Source organism: Rhizobacter sp. P2_G4, assembly GCF_056403575.1.
In genome coordinates, this window is record NZ_JBFUFG010000019.1 from 29,836 (window position 1) to 46,079 (window position 16,244).

Annotated in this window: 15 protein-coding genes; 3 read left to right on the forward strand and 12 right to left on the reverse strand. The window is 64.2% G+C overall.

Features of this window, described 5'->3' with window-relative positions:
- Window positions 1-6: 6 nt before the first annotated feature.
- Both AC1DYS_RS31380 and AC1DYS_RS31385 read right to left on the reverse strand, forming a co-directional pair.
- The gene (locus AC1DYS_RS31380) at window positions 7-213 is read right to left on the reverse strand and encodes a hypothetical protein (RefSeq protein ID WP_477905887.1); all 207 of its coding nucleotides are present in this window, start codon (window positions 211-213) and stop codon (window positions 7-9) included.
- Between the two features lie 93 nt (window positions 214-306).
- Window positions 307-1,299 carry an RluA family pseudouridine synthase gene (locus tag AC1DYS_RS31385; RefSeq protein WP_477905890.1) on the reverse strand — a complete coding sequence of 331 codons (993 nt, stop codon included), beginning with the start codon at window positions 1,297-1,299 and terminating at the stop codon, window positions 307-309.
- Window positions 1,300-1,357: 58 nt separating this feature from the next.
- Between AC1DYS_RS31385 and AC1DYS_RS31390 the strand changes: the two genes are divergently transcribed.
- Window positions 1,358-2,146 carry an outer membrane protein assembly factor BamD gene (locus AC1DYS_RS31390; RefSeq protein WP_477905892.1) on the forward strand — a complete coding sequence of 263 codons (789 nt, stop codon included), beginning with the start codon at window positions 1,358-1,360 and terminating at the stop codon, window positions 2,144-2,146.
- A 6-nt stretch (window positions 2,147-2,152) separates the two neighbouring features.
- Here the strand turns inward: AC1DYS_RS31390 and yoaA are convergent, their stop codons facing one another.
- Entirely contained in the window at window positions 2,153-4,129 is a 1,977-nt protein-coding gene (yoaA, locus tag AC1DYS_RS31395) for a DNA repair helicase YoaA (RefSeq protein WP_477905894.1), read from the reverse strand.
- Window positions 4,126-4,329 carry a YdcH family protein gene (locus AC1DYS_RS31400; RefSeq protein ID WP_477905916.1) on the reverse strand — a complete coding sequence of 68 codons (204 nt, stop codon included), beginning with the start codon at window positions 4,327-4,329 and terminating at the stop codon, window positions 4,126-4,128. Before AC1DYS_RS31400 ends, yoaA begins: the two co-directional genes overlap by 4 nt.
- A gap of 52 nt (window positions 4,330-4,381) precedes the next feature.
- Between AC1DYS_RS31400 and AC1DYS_RS31405 the strand changes: the two genes are divergently transcribed.
- Window positions 4,382-5,146, forward strand: a complete 765-nt coding sequence (locus AC1DYS_RS31405; protein WP_477905895.1) for a PP2C family protein-serine/threonine phosphatase — start codon at window positions 4,382-4,384, stop codon at window positions 5,144-5,146.
- A gap of 6 nt (window positions 5,147-5,152) precedes the next feature.
- On the opposite strand, the gene AC1DYS_RS31410 is transcribed toward AC1DYS_RS31405, so the two are convergent.
- The 5 genes from AC1DYS_RS31410 to AC1DYS_RS31430 all read right to left on the reverse strand — a co-directional run bounded on the left by AC1DYS_RS31410 (window position 5,153) and on the right by AC1DYS_RS31430 (window position 12,505).
- A complete protein-coding gene (locus AC1DYS_RS31410) occupies window positions 5,153-5,719 on the reverse strand; it encodes a hypothetical protein (protein WP_477905897.1) in 567 nt (188 codons plus the stop codon).
- The gene (gene zapE / locus AC1DYS_RS31415) at window positions 5,716-6,813 is read right to left on the reverse strand and encodes a cell division protein ZapE (RefSeq protein WP_477905918.1); all 1,098 of its coding nucleotides are present in this window, start codon (window positions 6,811-6,813) and stop codon (window positions 5,716-5,718) included. The genes AC1DYS_RS31410 and zapE overlap by 4 nt, the downstream gene beginning before the upstream one ends.
- A 13-nt stretch (window positions 6,814-6,826) precedes the next feature.
- On the reverse strand, window positions 6,827-8,257 hold the full coding sequence (gene lpdA / locus AC1DYS_RS31420; RefSeq protein WP_477905899.1) for a dihydrolipoyl dehydrogenase: 1,431 nt from the start codon (window positions 8,255-8,257) through the stop codon (window positions 6,827-6,829).
- A gap of 9 nt (window positions 8,258-8,266) precedes the next feature.
- Window positions 8,267-9,541, reverse strand: coding sequence for a 2-oxoglutarate dehydrogenase complex dihydrolipoyllysine-residue succinyltransferase (gene odhB, locus AC1DYS_RS31425; RefSeq protein WP_477905901.1), 1,275 nt, complete (start codon window positions 9,539-9,541; stop codon window positions 8,267-8,269).
- Between the two features lie 105 nt (window positions 9,542-9,646).
- On the reverse strand, window positions 9,647-12,505 hold the full coding sequence (locus AC1DYS_RS31430) for a 2-oxoglutarate dehydrogenase E1 component (protein ID WP_477905920.1): 2,859 nt from the start codon (window positions 12,503-12,505) through the stop codon (window positions 9,647-9,649).
- A 351-nt stretch (window positions 12,506-12,856) separates the two neighbouring features.
- Between AC1DYS_RS31430 and AC1DYS_RS31435 the strand changes: the two genes are divergently transcribed.
- Entirely contained in the window at window positions 12,857-13,063 is a 207-nt protein-coding gene (locus tag AC1DYS_RS31435) for a hypothetical protein (protein ID WP_477905903.1), read from the forward strand.
- A 1-nt stretch (window position 13,064) separates the two neighbouring features.
- Here AC1DYS_RS31435 and AC1DYS_RS31440 read toward each other — a convergent pair whose 3' ends face one another.
- The 3 genes from AC1DYS_RS31440 to AC1DYS_RS31450 all read right to left on the reverse strand — a co-directional run.
- On the reverse strand, window positions 13,065-14,039 hold the full coding sequence (locus tag AC1DYS_RS31440; RefSeq protein WP_477905905.1) for an NAD(P)H-dependent flavin oxidoreductase: 975 nt from the start codon (window positions 14,037-14,039) through the stop codon (window positions 13,065-13,067).
- 82 nt (window positions 14,040-14,121) lie between these two features.
- The gene (locus AC1DYS_RS31445) at window positions 14,122-15,915 is read right to left on the reverse strand and encodes an acyl-CoA dehydrogenase (RefSeq protein WP_477905907.1); all 1,794 of its coding nucleotides are present in this window, start codon (window positions 15,913-15,915) and stop codon (window positions 14,122-14,124) included.
- Between the two features lie 81 nt (window positions 15,916-15,996).
- Window positions 15,997-16,244: electron transfer flavoprotein subunit alpha/FixB family protein (locus tag AC1DYS_RS31450; protein ID WP_477905909.1), on the reverse strand; the 248-nt coding region annotated here is incomplete at its 5' end.

Below are 16,244 nucleotides of genomic sequence, written 5' to 3' on the forward strand. Positions count from 1 at the left end.
GCGGTTTCAAGGACGCGCTTTGCATCCTGTGTGTTCATGGACTTCGTCGTTATCCTCAGTCGGGAGGGCCAACGGGCTCTCTGGGATCGGCTCTTTCACAGCAGCTTTTTGCAGGGACAGGCCGGCTACCGGCGGGTCCACATCAATGGCTGCTGAGTGGGTGACCTCAAGGCTCGATGCGTTCAGCGCGGCGAACCACTTGTCGCGCCGCATTCGGCGCGCTCACTTCCGTCGGCAGGGCGCGTAGCGCAGCGTCGAACGCTTTGGTGCCAGGGAAGGGGTTGACGTGCATTGTATAGCCCCTCGTCAGAGGCTGCCACGTCTGGTATCCACCTGTTGCCAAGCCTGGGCCAGATCGGCTGGCGGCCCGGCGTCAAACGACAGGGCTTCGCTTGTCTGCGGGTGACTCAGGCCGAGGCGAACGGCATGCAAGGCCTGGCGCTGCATGCCCAGCGCGTGATGCCCTCCGTACATGATGTCGCCAATCAGCGGATAGCCGCGCGACGCCAGGTGGACGCGAATCTGATGCGTGCGACCGGTGTGCAGCTTGCAGCGCACGGCGCTGACCGGTCCATCGGCGGTCTCAGTGACCGCCAGTCGCGTCACATCGGTCTGTGCAGGCTTGCCACTGGCCACTACGGCCATGCGCACGCGCGACTGCGGGTCGCGCGCCAACGGCGCGTCGACGCGGAATGACTCCTGGCCCAAATGCCCGTGAACCAGCGCCAGGTACTCGCGGTGCACTTCGCGCGCCGAAATCGCGCGCATGAGGCTCGTCACGGCGGGCAGCGTCTTGCCGACCACCATCAGGCCCGAGGTGTCTTTGTCGAGTCGATGCACGATGCCAGCACGCGGCAACGTGGCTGCTGTTGCGTGATGCGCCAACACGCCATTGAGCAAGGTCCCCGACCAGTTGCCAGCGGCCGGGTGCACGACGAGGCCGGCCGGCTTGTCGATGACCATCAGATGCTCGTCTTCGAACACGATGTTCAAGGGCAAAGCTTCGGCCCGGAAAGCGCGGCTCTCGGGCGTCGGCACGAGGTCAACGACGATCTGCTGGCCCGCCAGCACCTTGCGCGAGGCTGAGTTCGCCACCACGCCATCGACCGAGACATGACCCTGCTCGATCAACCCCTGCAGATGGCTGCGTGAGAACTCGTCCGCCATCGCGACGAGCGCCTTGTCGAGACGCTGCCCGTGGAATTCGCGCGCGACCACGGCCGCCCGCCGCTCGGGCGCGTCTTCATCATCCGGCTCTCCGAGCAGGGTTTGCTCAATCTGCGATGGGGGCTGAACCATATAATCTTTGCTTTCTTCTTCTCACTGGAAGCGCCGCTTCAGCGGTGCCATGAAGCTCATGAATCGGATTCGCTGGTCAGACCGTGTTGGGAGCCTGGCATCGCTGGCTCTGTCGATGGTGCTGGTCGCTTGCGGCTCGACGCCGAAAGACGAAACCGCCGGCATGAGCGTCGAGAAATTGTATTCAGAGGCGAAGGAAGAAGCCGCCGCCGGCAGCTACGAACGTGCCGCCAAGCTGTACGAGCGCCTCGAAGGCCGCGCTGCCGGCACGCTGTTGTCGCAGCAGGCGCAGCTCGAGCGCGCCTACATCAACTACCGCACCGGCGAGAAAGCCACGGCCCTATCCATCGTCGAAAGCTTCATCAAGCTCCACCCTACGAGCCCTGCTTTCGACTATGCGCTGTATCTGCAGGGCGTGATCAACTTCAACGACAACCTCGGCATCTTCGGCAACCTGGCCAACCAGGATCTGTCGGAGCGCGACCAGCAGGCGTCGCGCGATTCGTACCAGTCGTTCAAGCAGCTCACCGAGCAGTTCCCGAACTCGAAGTACACGCCCGACGCGCAGGTGCGCATGCGCTACATCGTGAACTCGCTGGCCGCGTATGAAGTGCACGTAGCGCGCTACTACTATCGCCGCGGCGCCTACCTCGCTGCCGTGAACCGCGTGCAGCAGACCGTGCAAGAGTTCCAGCAAGCGCCTGCCGCCGAAGAGGCGCTGGCGATCATGGTGCAAAGCTACGACCGCCTCGGCCTGGATCAGTTGCGCGACGACGCAGACCGGGTGCTGCGCAAGAACTTCCCCAACAGCAGCTTCATCGCCGCCGCAGCACCCTCGACGAAGTAAGCGCGCTCAGAACGGCAACGAAGCCGCCGAAAGGCTGTCCAGCCAGGCCAGCGCCTCGTCTTCGTTCATCACGCGCGCCATTGGCGGCAAGGCCTCGCGCAACCGACGCCCGTAGTTCATGCCGGCCATCCGTGGGTCGCAGATCACCAGCAGCCCACGGTCCGTCTCGCTTCGAATCAGGCGCCCTGCCCCCTGCTTGAGCGACACCGCCGCCTCGGCCACGAAGTATTCGGCAAACGGGTTGCGGCCTTCGCTCTCGAGCCGCTTGACGCGCGCCTCGACCAGCGGATCGTTCGGCGGCGGGAATGGCAGTTTGTCGATGAGCACGCATTGCAGCGCATCGCCGGGCACGTCGATGCCCTCCCAGAAGCTTTGCGAACCAACCAGCACCGAGCGCGGCTGGTTCAGAAACTGCTGCAGCAGTTGACGCTTGGGAGCGTTGCCTTGCACCAGCACCTGGATGTTGTCGCCTTCGGTTTCGAAGATGTCTCGCAGGCGTTCACCGATGGCCTGCAGCGCACGCAAGGTGGTCGTAAGCACGAAGGTCCGGCCTCCCAGCGCTCGAGCGCAGCGCGCGCTGAGCACCGCCACGGCGCCAGGGTGCCCCGGCTCGTTGGGCTTTGGAAAACCGGCCGGCACGTAGAGCCGCGCATGAGCCGCGTAGTCGAAAGGGCTGCCCACGCGCAGGGTGGTGGCGTCATCGAGACCGGCAGATTCGGTGAACCAACTCAGGCGCTCGTCGTCGCCCAATGTGGCCGAGGTGAAGATCCAGGCCTTGGGTGCGGCCGCCATCTGCTCGCGCAATGCCTCGCGAATGTCCAACGGTGACTCGACCATGCGCGCCTGGTGCGGCGACAGGTCGATCCAGCGCACGCGCCCTGGCGTGACATGACCACTGAAGAGCTGCGCCTGACGGGCGAGCTGTTTGGCTCGCTCGGCCAGCTTGGTGAAGTCGGGCGCGAGTTCATCCACCGTGGTCAGCCCCTCGCTCGCAGCAGTACAGGCGCTGGCAACCTGGCTCAAGGTTTCGATGAAATCGGCACGAGCCGCCCGCTCTTCCCAACGAAGCTTGAGCGACCCGCGCACCTCGCGCAAGGGCCCGACCGCTGCCAGCCGGAGATCGCGCGCCGCGCGGTCGCAAGCACCCGCCAGCTCCTGCCACGGCACCAGGCCACGAGCATGCTGCAGACCAACGCCCAGCATGTCGCGTGCGAAGTCGATCACCTGGGCACTGCCGAGCGTGGTGCCGAGAAACTGCACGCCGGCTTCGGCCAGCTGGTGCGCCTCGTCGAACACGGCCACCTCGACACTGGGCAGCAGCTCGGCGACCCCACTGTCGCGCAAGGCCATGTCGGCAAAGAACAGGTGATGATTGACGACAACGAGGTCGGCCGCCATCGCCTCGCGCCGCGCCTTCATCACATGGCACTGGCGGTATTCAGGGCACTCGCTGCCCAGGCAGTTCTCACGTGACGATGTGACGAGCGGGATCACGCTGGAACGCTCGTCCAACCCTTCCAGCTCGGCCAGGTCGCCGCTCTGCGTGCTTTGCGCCCAGGTCTCGATCTTGGCCAGCGTGCGCACCGCCCAGCGGTCGGGCAACTGGGCCGATTGGCGGGCCTGGTTCAGGCGGTGGTGGCACAGGTAGCTCGCCCGGCCTTTCAGCAGAGCGATCGACACCGGAAGCTGCAAGGCATCCCGCAACCGCGGCAGATCACGCAGGAACAGCTGATCCTGCAGGCTCTTGGTGGCCGTGCTGATCAGCGCCCGCTTGCCCGACAGCATGGTCGGCACCAGGTAGGCAAAAGTCTTCCCGACACCGGTGCCGGCCTCGGCGACCAGTGCACGCTGCTCGTCGATGGCCGACGCCACGTCTTGCGCCATTCGTTGCTGCACCTCGCGCTCGACGTAGCGCGCGTCGGCCTGCGCCAGCGCACCGCCCGGTGCGAAGGCCTGGGCGACGTCTTCACTGAGGCTCGTCATGCAGGTTCGGGCGGCTCGAGCCGGACTTCGAGCTTGGAAATCTGGTCGCGCAGAGCGAGACGGCGCTTCTTAAGGCGACGCAACGCCAAGTCGTCCGCGGGGCGTTCTTCGGCGGTTTGATCGATGACGGAATCGAGGTCGGCGTGTTCCATGCGGAGCTCGATCAGTCGGCGCTGTGGCGAATGCAGGTTGTCATCCATGGAAGCGCGATTGATTGAGAGCAGAGAGGCAAAGCGATTATAGTTTTCGACCATGAGCACCCCTCCTGGCTATCGCTTGTCGGCCGCCACCGGCATTCATCGCGGCGACCGCGCCTACCAGCAAGACCAGGTCGAGATCCTGCCCCACCATCGTGTTCCTGGCTGTGCGCTCGGCGTGCTGGCCGACGGCATGGGCGGCAAGAGCGGCGGGCGCAAGGCAGCGGACCAGGTGATCCTCACGGCCAAGCAGCTATTCGAGCGCTACAGCCCCAACCAGGACGACCCCTCCGAGCTCTTGAAGCAACTGGTGCTTGAAGCGCACCTGATGATCAAGCTGACCGCCATCACCGCCGAAGAAGAACCCCACAGCACGGTGACGGCCTTCCTGATCAGCCCGTCACGCGAGTGCGACCTGATTCACGCCGGCGACTCCCGCATCTATCACTTTCGCGGCCCCGACATGGTCAAGCGCACCATCGATCACTCGTTCGTGCAGCGCCTGGTCGATGAAGGGCAGATCACCGAAGACGAGGCCAACAGCCACCCGCAGTCGAACCTGCTGACCGGCTGCCTCGGCACCTTTCAAGATCCACCGCTGACGCTGCACCACATCGATCGCCTGGAAACGGGCGACACCATGCTGGCCTGCAGTGACGGCCTGTGGCACTACTTCACGCCGAAAGAACTTGGCGCCATCGTGCACACGCTGCCACCCCGCGAAGCCAGCGAGATGCTGGTCAGCAAGGCACGTCAACGAGCACGGGGGTCGGGCGACAACCTGTCGCTGGCCTTGATCCGGGTCGACCCTCTGGGCTGAGCAGCGTTACTGCATTGCCGCGCTGGCCGGTATAGGCAGCGGTTGGGGTGGCGGCTTGCGTTTGGCACGCTCGGCGTTGCGCTTTTCCACCGCTTCTCGATGGGCCTTGATCTCGCGCTGACGCGCTTCGAAGGCTTCGCGCTCCTGTTTTTCGTTGGCACTTCGCTCAGCTGCTGACGCCTTCGGGGCCGGCGGCTTGGCGGCCTTCGGAGGAGGCGCCGCGCGCGCCGCCTTGGCTGGTTTCGGTTCGACGGCTTTCTTGCTGTTGCGCTCCTGCGCGGCTTGTGCCTTCTTCTCCAGCCGCTCTGCCTGAGCCTGCGCGCGTTCGCGGCGCTCTGCATCTTCAATGGCCAGCTCTTGCGTCCGCACCGTCTGCAAAGCCTTCTGCCTGTCGACGCGCGCGTTCTCCAAACACGAGTTCACGACAAACTGCTGGTGGCAGACCTTTTCCCGTTGCGCGTGTTCCGCTTCGATGGCCTCGCGCTGCTTCTTGAGCCGCTCCTTCTCCGCAGAATCGTCCGCATGGACGAGTCCGCACAACAGGAGCAGCAACAGGGCAAGGCGCTTGTTCATGTCAGCGAAGTGTCCACGTCACGGCGCGCGAGCGCCAGAAACTCGGTCGACTGCATTTCGTTCAAACGCGAGGCCGTGCGCGGAAACTCATGCGCCAAGGGACCATCGGTGTACAGCTCTTCGGGGGGCACCTCCGCCGACATGATCAGCTTGACCCGCCGGTCGTACAGCACGTCCACCAGCCACGTGAAGCGGCGCGCTTCGGATGCCAGTCGAGGCGACATCTGCGGTACGTCGGACAGCAGCACCGTGTGGAACTGCGTCGCGAGTTCGAGGTAATCGTTCTGCGAGCGCGGGCCACCGCACAGTTGCTTGAAATCGAACCACACCACGCCGCCCGCCTTGCGGCGAGCCTTCAGCTCCCGGTGCTCGATCTGAAGGATGGGCGTCTCGTCCCGGCTCTCGGCCAGGCGATCGAATGCTTCGGTCATCGCTGCATCGGCTTGCCGGCCGAGCGGCGTGTGGTACATCGTCACCTGCTCGAACGTGCGGCGCCGGTAGTCGGTGCCGTTGTCCACGCCGATCACTTCCATCTTCTCCTTCAGCAGCTCGATCGCCGGCAGGATGCGATCGCGGTGCAAACCGTTCGGATAAAGATCGTCCGGCTTGAAGTTCGAGGTGGTGACGATGCTCACGCGGTGCTCGAACAGCGACTCCAGCAAGCGATGAAGAATCATCGCGTCGGTGACGTCGGCGACGTGGAATTCGTCGAAGCAGATCAGCCGATAGCGGCGCGCGATGCGCTTTCCCAGTTCGAACAGGGGGTTGACCGTGCCCTTCAGCTCGGCCAGTTCGCGGTGCACTTCACGCATGAACTCATGGAAATGCAGCCGCGTCTTGCGCGTGAGCGGCACGGCGTTGAAAAAGCAATCCATCAGAAAGCTTTTTCCCCGCCCCACTCCGCCGTACATGTAGACCCCACGCGGGATCGGCGGGCGAGCAAGCAGCTTCGTCAGCGCATTGCTTCGCCGTGCCTTGTAGTCGGCCCACTCGCTCTCGCAGCGCTCCAGAGCGTCAACGGCCCTGAGCTGCGCCGGATCGGGTGCATAGCCGCGCTCCGCCAGGGTCTGCTCGTAGAGCGCTCGCACGCCCACAACGGCTGTCACGTCAGAAGTTGAGCGTGCGCTTGTCGACGGCGAGTGCGGCCTCCTTCGTGGCCTCGCTCAGGCTCGGGTGGGCGTGGCAGATGCGTGCAATGTCTTCAGCGGAAGCCTTGAACTCCATGGCGACCACGGCTTCGGAGATCAGCTCCGACGCCATGGGGCCAACGATGTGCACACCGAGGATCTCGTCCGTCGCCGCGTCGGCCAAGAACTTGACCATGCCGGTCGTATCGCCCAACGCGCGCGCACGGCCATTGGCCATGAACGGGAACGTACCCGCCTTGTAGGCGCGGCCCGCGGCCTTGAGCTGCTGCTCGGTCTGGCCCACCCACGCGATCTCAGGCGAGGTGTAGATCACCCACGGAATGGTGTTGAAGTTGACGTGCCCGTGCTGGCCGGCAATGCGCTCGGCCACGGCCACACCTTCTTCTTCGGCCTTGTGCGCGAGCATCGGGCCGCGCACCACGTCGCCAATGGCCCACACGTTCGGCAGGTTGGTCTTGCACTCGTCATCGACCACCACGGCACCGCGCTCGTCAAGCTTCAGGCCGACGGCTTCCGGGGCCAGGCCCTTGGTGTGCGCCACGCGGCCGATGGAAACGATGAGCTTGTCGACCTCCAGCGTCTGCGCTTCGCCCTTGGCATTGGCGTAAGCGATGCTCACGCCCTTCTTGCCTGACTTGACTTCGCTGATCTTCACGCCGAGCTCGATCTTCAGGCCCTGCTTGTCGAAGGCCTTCTTGGCTTCCTTGGCGATCTGCTCGTCCACAGCACCGAGGAAAGTGGGCAGCGCTTCCAGCACCGTCACTTCGGCGCCCAGGCGCCGCCATACCGAGCCCATTTCAAGGCCGATCACGCCCGAGCCGATCACACCCAGCTTCTTCGGCACGCCTTCGATGCGCAGCGCGCCATCGTTGCTGAGGATGTTCTCTTCATCGAACGCCGCACCAGGCAGCGCGCGCGGGCTGGAACCAGTCGCGACGATGATGTGCTTGCCCGAGATCGACTCTTCGGCCGCTCCGGCCACCTTGATCTCGTAGCCGCCGTCGGCAGCCTTCACGAAGGAACCGAGCCCGTGGAAGAACGTGACCTTGTTCTTCTTGAAGAGGTACAGGATGCCGTCGTTGTTCTGCTTCACCACCGCGTCCTTGCGGCTGAGCATCTTGGCGAGGTCCAGGCTCAACTCACCGACACTGATGCCGTGATCGGCAAAGTGCAGCTTGGCATGGTCGTAGTGTTCGCTCGATTGCAGCAGCGCTTTGGATGGGATGCAGCCCACGTTGGTGCAGGTGCCACCCGGTGCAGGGCCGCCTTTGGCGTTCTTCCAGTCGTCGATGCAGGCCGTGTTGAAGCCGAGCTGCGCCGCACGGATGGCGGCGATGTAGCCGCCTGGGCCACCGCCGATGACGATGACGTCGAATTGCTTGGTTGCCATCGTGCGTCCTTAGATATCGAACAGAAGGCGCGACGGATCTTCCAGCGCTTCTTTCATCGCGACCAGGCCCAGCACGGCTTCGCGACCGTCGATGATGCGGTGGTCGTAGCTCATCGCCAGATAGTTCATCGGGCGGATGACGATCTGGCCGTTCTCCACGACAGCACGGTCCTTGGTGGCGTGCACGCCCAGGATGGCCGACTGCGGTGGGTTGATGATCGGCGTCGACAGCATCGAGCCGAAGGTGCCGCCGTTCGAGATCGAGAACGTGCCGCCGGTCAGGTCGTCGAGCGACAGCTTGCCGTCCTTCGCCTTCTGGCCGAATTCACCGATCTTCTTCTCGATGTCGGCAAAGCTCATCTGGTCGGCGTTGCGGATGATGGGCACCACCAGGCCGCGTGGCGAACCGACGGCGATGCCGATGTCGAAATAGCCGTGGTAGACGATGTCGTTGCCGTCGACTGAAGCGTTGATCACCGGGTAGCGCTTGAGCGCGGCCACGGCCGCCTTCACGAAGAAGCTCATGAAGCCGAGCTTCACGCCGTGCTCCTTCTCGAACTTCTCCTGGAACTTCTTGCGCATCTCCATCACTGGCGCCATGTTCACTTCGTTGAACGTGGTCAGGATGGCGTTGGTGGCTTGCGATTGCAGCAGGCGCTCGGCAACGCGGGCGCGCAGGCGGCTCATCGGCACGCGCTGCTCGGGGCGATCACCTAGGTTGGCCGCAGCGGGCGCTGCGACTGAAGGCAGCGGCCTGGCGACGGCGGCTGCCACCGGTGCGGCGACAGGAGCTGCGGCCGGCTTCGCGGCGGGCGGCGACGCCAGCACGCCCAGCACGTCACCCTTGGTCACGCGGCCATCCTTGCCGGTGCCCGACACCGAGCCGGCAGCGAGGTTGTTGTCGGCCATGATCTTCGCGGCGGCGGGCATCGCCACGTCGCTCTTGCTACCGCCCGTGCTGGTTGCTGCTGCGGCAGGCGCCGGCGCAACCGGGGTGGTGGCGGGAGCCGGCTTCACTTCCAGCGGGCTGACCTGCGCTGCGGCTTCGGTGTCGATCTTGGCGATGACTTCATCGCTGACACAGCTTTCGCCATCGCCCTTGACCAGCTGCACCATCACGCCGGCGGCGGGGGCCGGCACTTCAAGCACGACCTTGTCGGTTTCGATTTCGACCAGGATTTCATCCAGCGCCACGGCTTCACCGGGCTTCTTCTTCCACTGCAGCAAAGTGGCTTCGGCCACGGATTCTGAAAGCTGCGGGACCTTGACTTCTACGATTGCCATTTCAATTCTTTCTTGTGGTGTTCACCCCGCGCTGATAGCCGCCAGATGCGGCCGAGCGCGCGAAGCGACGGTGGCGCAGGGCGGCCGCCGTCGCTTGCCAGAGCGTCATTTGGTGAGGACGAAGCCCTTGAGTTTGCTGAAGGCCTGGTCGAGCAGAGCCTTCTGCTGTTCCTGGTGCAGGTGGGCGTAACCCACTGCCGGCGATGCCGAGGCCGGCCGGCCGGCATAGCCCAGCTTCTGACCTTCGAGCATGTTTTCGTGGATGTAGTGCTGCACGAAGAACCAGGCGCCCTGGTTCTGCGGTTCGTCCTGGCACCAGACCACGTCGGTCACGTTGGGAAACTTCTTCAGCTCGGCGGCGAACGCCTTGTGCGGGAACGGGTAGAGCTGCTCCACACGCAGGATCACCGTGTCCCAGGCCTTCTTCTCGTCGCGGCGCTTGATCAGGTCGTAGGCGACCTTGCCCGAGCAGGCGATCACGCGCTTGACCTTGTCGGCTTCGATCTCGTCGCGAGCCGGGCCAATCACGGTCTTGAATTCGCCCTTGGTGAATTCAGACAGCGGAGAAGACGCATCCTTGGCGCGCAGAAGCGACTTAGGCGTCAGGATCACCAGCGGCTTGCGGAACATGCGCACCATCTGCCGGCGCAGCACATGGAAGATCTGGCTCGCCGAGGTGGGCTGCACGATCTGCATGTTGTTGTCAGCGGCGAGCTGCATGAAGCGCTCGAGGCGTGCCGACGAGTGCTCCGGGCCTTGCCCTTCGTAGCCGTGCGGCAGCATCAGCGTGAGGCCATTGGCACGGCCCCATTTCACTTCGCCGGACGCGAGGAACTGGTCGATCACCACCTGCGCGCCGTTGACAAAGTCGCCGAACTGGGCTTCCCAGATCACCAGCGTGTTCGGGTCGGCCGAGGCGTAGCCGTATTCGAAGCCGAGCACGGCTTCTTCGGACAGCAGCGAGTCGATCACGACGAACGGAGCCTGGCTGTCGGCGATGTGCTCGAGTGGCGTCCAGGTGCCTTCGTCCCACTTCTCGCGATTCTGGTCGTGCAACACCGCATGGCGGTGGGTGAAGGTGCCGCGGCCGCTGTCTTCGCCCGACAGCCGCACGGGGTAGCCACTGGCCACCAGCGAGGCATAAGCGAAGTGTTCCGCCATACCCCAGTCGACGTTGATCTCGCCGCGCCCCATCGCAGCGCGGTCGGCCAGCACCTTTTCAACCAGCGGGTGGGCCTTGAACTTCGGCGGCAGCGTGGTAATGCGTTCAGCCAGCCGCTTGATCTCGGCGAGCGGCAGTGCCGTGTCGGCCGAGTCGGTCCACTTCTTGTTGAGGAACGGTGACCAGTCCACCGCGTACTTGCTCTTGTAGTTGGTTAGCACCGGGTCGACGGTGTGCTTGCCACTGTCCATCGCGGCACGGAAGGCCTTGACCATCTCGTCCGGGCCTTCGGCCTGCAGCACGCCCTGGGCGATCAGCTTGTCGCCGTAGAGCTTGCGCGTGCCTGGGTGCTGGGCGATCTTCTTGTACATCAGCGGCTGAGTGAGCGAGGGCGTGTCCTGCTCGTTGTGGCCCAGCTTGCGGAAGCAGACGATGTCGACGACCACGTCTTTCTTGAACTCTTGCCGATAGTCGAGCGCGAGCTGGGTGCACAGCACCACGGCTTCGGGATCGTCACCGTTCACGTGCAGCACCGGTGCCTCGATCATCTTGACCACGTCGGTGCAATACAGCGTCGAGCGGCTGTCGCGCGGGTCGCTGGTGGTGAAGCCGATCTGGTTGTTGATGACGATATGCAGCGTGCCGCCGGTGTAATAACCGCGCGTTTGCGCCAGCGCCAGCGTTTCCATCACCACGCCCTGGCCGGCGAAGGCCGCGTCGCCGTGCACGATCACGGGCAGCACGGTGTCGCCTTCCTTGTCGCCACGGCGATCCAGGCGGGCCTTCACGGAACCTTCGACCACCGGGTTCACGATCTCGAGGTGCGAGGGGTTGAACGAGAGGCTCAGGTGCACCGGGCCGCCGTCGGTCGTCACGTCGCTCGAGAAGCCCTGGTGGTACTTCACGTCGCCGGAGGGCAACTCTTCAGGGGCGGTGTGGTCGAACTCGGAGAACAGGTTCTTCGGCGCCTTGCCAAGGGTGTTGACGAGCACGTTCAGCCGGCCGCGGTGGGCCATGCCGATCACGATTTCCTGGATGCCCTTGACACCCGAGCGCTGCACCACTTCGTCCATCGACGCGATGAAGCTTTCACCGCCTTCGAGCGAAAAGCGCTTCTGGCCGACGTACTTGGTGTGGAGATAGCGCTCCAGGCCTTCGGCCGCGGTCAGCCGGTCGAGGATGTTCTTCTTCTCATCGCCCGTGAAATTGGGCTTCGAGCGAATGGCTTCGAGCTTCTGCTGCCACCAGCGCTTTTCGCTCGGCTCGGTGATGTGCATGAACTCGGCACCGATGGAGCCGCAGTAGGTTTCACGCAGCGCCTGCACGATCTCGCGCAGCGTCTGCTGCTCGGCGGTGGTGAAGTAGGTGTTGGTGGCGCTGAACGTGATGTCCATGTCGGACTCGCTCAGGTCGTAGAACGCCGGCTCCAACTCGGGAATCTTCGGGCGCTCCTGGCGCTTGAGCGGATCGAGGTCAGCCCAGCGTGCGCCGAGCGAGCGGTAGGCTGCAATCAGCGACTGGACGTGAACCTGCTTGCGTGCGACGGCCAGTTCGGTAGCGCTCGCCTTGACGGCGAAGGCGTTGGCCTTGGCGCGTTGCGCGAACGATTCGACCACCGGCGCATGAGCGACGTCACGGCTTTCGGAGCCGTCGGCGGCGGGTACGTTCTGGAGGGCGTCGAAATACGTACGCCAGTTGTCGGGCACGGACCCCGGGTTGTCGAGGTAGGCCTCGTACATCTCTTCGACATAGGGCGCATTGCCCCCGAACAGGTACGAATTGGACCTGTATTCCTGCATCATTTCGCTCACCTTTCGCTCCGGTTCCCGGTGCTGTAGTGGGTTGATAAACCTTCCGCGACACGGCTGAACCGACTGGCGGATTGCGACCCGCCTTGACTGCTGCGATCAAGGGGACGGGAAGGACCTAAAAAGTCTGCGGGCGACTGTAACACCGTTGTTTATGGGCAGCCACTTCGAGTGATTGGACACCGTGTGAGTTAACACAATGTGAAAAGGGAGAAGTCCCTTTAAGCGTCAACCACGATGTACCAGACCATCCACATTCACCCAGCCGYAGCGCCCAAGCCAGCGTGGGGCGAGCCGTGCAATGGCTGCGGAGTGTGTTGCGCAACGGAGCCCTGCCCCGTCGGCATGCTAATCAGCAGACAACGCCAAGGCGCCTGCAAGGCCTTGCTGTGGAATTCGGAAGAAGGCCGCTACCGCTGCGGCGTGGTGAGCGAGCCGCAGCGCTTCGTGGCACCGCGCTGGCTCGCAGCCATGGCTGCGAGCTTCGCGATGCGCATGATCTCGGCAGGCTCCGGCTGCGATTGCGACCTCACGGTCGAACCGCTGGCCTGACTCAGGCGACGGCCGCGGCGACACCGAGGCGACGCCGCGCCGCGGTGTATTCATCGCTCAGGCGCTGCACCAACTCGCGTGCCGGCACGATCTTCTTGACGGCGCCGATGCCCTGCCCCGAACCCCAGATGTCCTTCCAGGCCTTGGCCTTGGAGCCTTCACCACCGCCGAAGCTCATCTTGCTCGGGTCGCTTTCGGGCAGATTGTCTGGGTCGAGGCCTGCCGCACGGATCGACGGCGCAAGGTAGTTGCCATGCACCCCGGTGAAGAGGTTGGAGTAGACGATGTCGTCGGAGCTGCTGTTCACGATGGCCTGCTTGTAGGCCTCGTCGGCGCGCGCTTCGTCGGTCGCGATGAAGGCCGAGCCGATGTAGGCGAAGTCGGCGCCCATGGCCTGCGCTGCCAGCACGGCTTCGCCACTTGCAATGGCACCGCTCAGCGCGATCGGGCCGTCGAACCATTCACGAATCTCGCGCACCAGCGCGAACGGGCTCTTCACGCCCGCATGGCCACCGGCTCCCGCCGCCACGGCGATCAGGCCGTCAGCGCCCTTCTCGATCGCCTTGTGAGCGAACTTGTTGTTGATGATGTCGTGCAACACCACGCCGCCCCAGGCATGGACGGCCTGATTCACGTCCTCGCGCGCACCCAGCGAAGTGATGATGATGGGCACCTTGTACTTGGCACACAAGGCCATGTCGTGTTCGAGCCTGTCATTGCTCTTGTGCACGATCTGGTTGATGGCGAAAGGCGCGGCTGGCTTGTTCGGGTTGGCCTTGTTGTAGGCCGCGAGCGTCTCGGTGATCTCGGCCAACCACTCGTCTAGCAACTCGGCAGGCCGGGCATTCAGCGCCGGCATGGAGCCGACGACCCCCGCCTTGCACTGCTCGATCACGAGCTTGGGGTTGCTGATGATGAACAGCGGCGAACCGATGATGGGCAGGGGCAGGTTCTGCAGGATGGGAGGCAAGGCCACRGGGTGTCTCCGAAATGGGTAGGTCGATTGGGTTGGAGTGTGCGCAGCGGGCTCAGGCGCGAGCAGTCACGCGAGCGACAGGTCAGAAGGATTCGAGGGACAGCGCCGTCACGCTCTCGGCGCCTTCGACGATGGCATCGCGCACGCCTGGCACGCGGCTCAGGATGTGGTCTGCGTAGAAGCGCGCGGTCGTCACCTTGGCTTGCAGGAACGCGGTATCGCCCTCGCCTGCCTTGAGTTGCGACTCGGCCACCAGCAAGGCGCGCGCAAGCTGCCAACCGGCCATGACATTGCCGGCGAGCATCAGGTAGGGCACCGAGCCGGCAAACACCGCATTCGGGTTGCCCTTGGTACCAACCGCAACGAAGTCGACCACCTGCTCAAAGGCCACGCGCGCCGCACTCAGGCGCTTCATGACAGCGCGTGCATTCACGCTGTCGCTCTTGCCCAGTTCGACCTCGGTGCTCGCGATCTGGCGAGCGATGGCCTTGGCCGTCTGGCCACCGTCCCGCGCCGTCTTGCGACCCACCAGGTCATTGGCCTGGATGGCGGTCGTGCCTTCGTAGATGGTGAGAATCTTCGCGTCGCGGTAGTACTGCGCCGCGCCGGTTTCCTCGATGAAGCCCATGCCCCCGTGCACCTGCACGCCGAGGCTCGTCACCTCGAGGCTCATCTCGGTGCTGTAGCCCTTGACCAAGGGCACCATGAATTCATAGAAGGCCTGGTTCTGCTTGCGGACCTCGGCATCGGGGTGCGCATGCGCCGCGTCGTAAGCCGCTGCCGCGGTGATGGCCATTGCACGGCAGCCTTCGGTCTGTGCACGCATGGTCATCAGCATGCGCTTCACATCGGGGTGATGAATGATCGGCGCGCTGCCCGGCATGGAGCCGTCGACCGGGCGCGACTGCACACGGTCCTTCGCGTACTGCACGGCCTTCTGGTAGGCGCGCTCGGCCACCGCGATGCCCTGCATGCCGACGGCATAGCGAGCCGCATTCATCATGATGAACATGTACTCGAGGCCACGGTTCTCCTGGCCCACCAGCGTGCCGATCGCGCCGCCGTGATCGCCGAACTGCAGCACGGCCGTGGGGCTGGCCTTGATGCCCAGCTTGTGCTCGATGCTCACGCAGTGCGCGTCGTTGCGCTCGCCCAGCGAACCGTCGGCCTTGACCAGAAACTTCGGCACGACGAAGAGGCTGATGCCCTTCACCCCTTCCGGTGCCCCGACCACGCGGGCCAGCACGAGGTGCACGATGTTCTCGGCCATGTCGTGTTCACCGTAGGTGATGAAGATCTTGGTGCCGAAAATCTTGTAGGTGCCGTCGGGCTGCGGTTCGGCGCGCGTGCGCACCAGCGCCAGGTCGGAGCCGGCCTGTGGCTCGGTCAGGTTCATGGTGCCGGTCCATGTGCCTTCGATCATCTTCGGCAGGTAGATGGTTTGCTGCTCGGGGGAACCAGCCGTAAGCAGCGCTTCGATCGCGCCATCGGTCAGCAGCGGGCACAGCGCGAAGCTCATGTTGGCGCTGTTGAGCATCTCGATGCATGCGGCACCGATGGTCTTGGGGAGACCTTGGCCGCCGAAGTCGGTCGGGTGCTGCAGGCCTTGCCAGCCACCTTCACCGAACTGGCGGAAGGCGTCCTTGAAGCCTGGCGTCGTAAACACTTCGCCGTCTTTCCAGTACGACGGGTTCTTGTCGCCCTCAAAGTTCAAGGGCGCGAGCACGCCTTCGTTGAACTTGGCGCACTCTTCGAGCACGGCCTGGGCCGTCTCCAGACCCGCTTCTTCGAACCCGGGCAGTTGCGCCACGGCTTCGATGTTGGCGAGTTCCTTCATGCAAAACAGCATGTCCTTGACGGGAGCGACGTAGCTCATGGCATCTCCTTCAGCTTTTATGTTCGGGCAACAAAAAGCCCGTTGGCCGCAGGGCGAACGGGCTCTTGCGGTGTTCGCGCTTTACAGCGCCTTCACCAGTTCCGGCACCGCGGTGAACAGATCGGCCTCGAGGCCGTAGTCAGCCACCGCAAAGATCGGCGCCTCAGGGTCTTTGTTGATGGCGACGATGACCTTGGAGTCCTTCATGCCGGCCAGGTGCTGGATGGCCCCCGAGATGCCGGCGGCGATGTACAGCTGCGGTGCGACGATCTTGCCCGTCTGCCCGACCTGCCAGTCGTTGGGTGCGTAACCCGCATCCACCGCTGCCC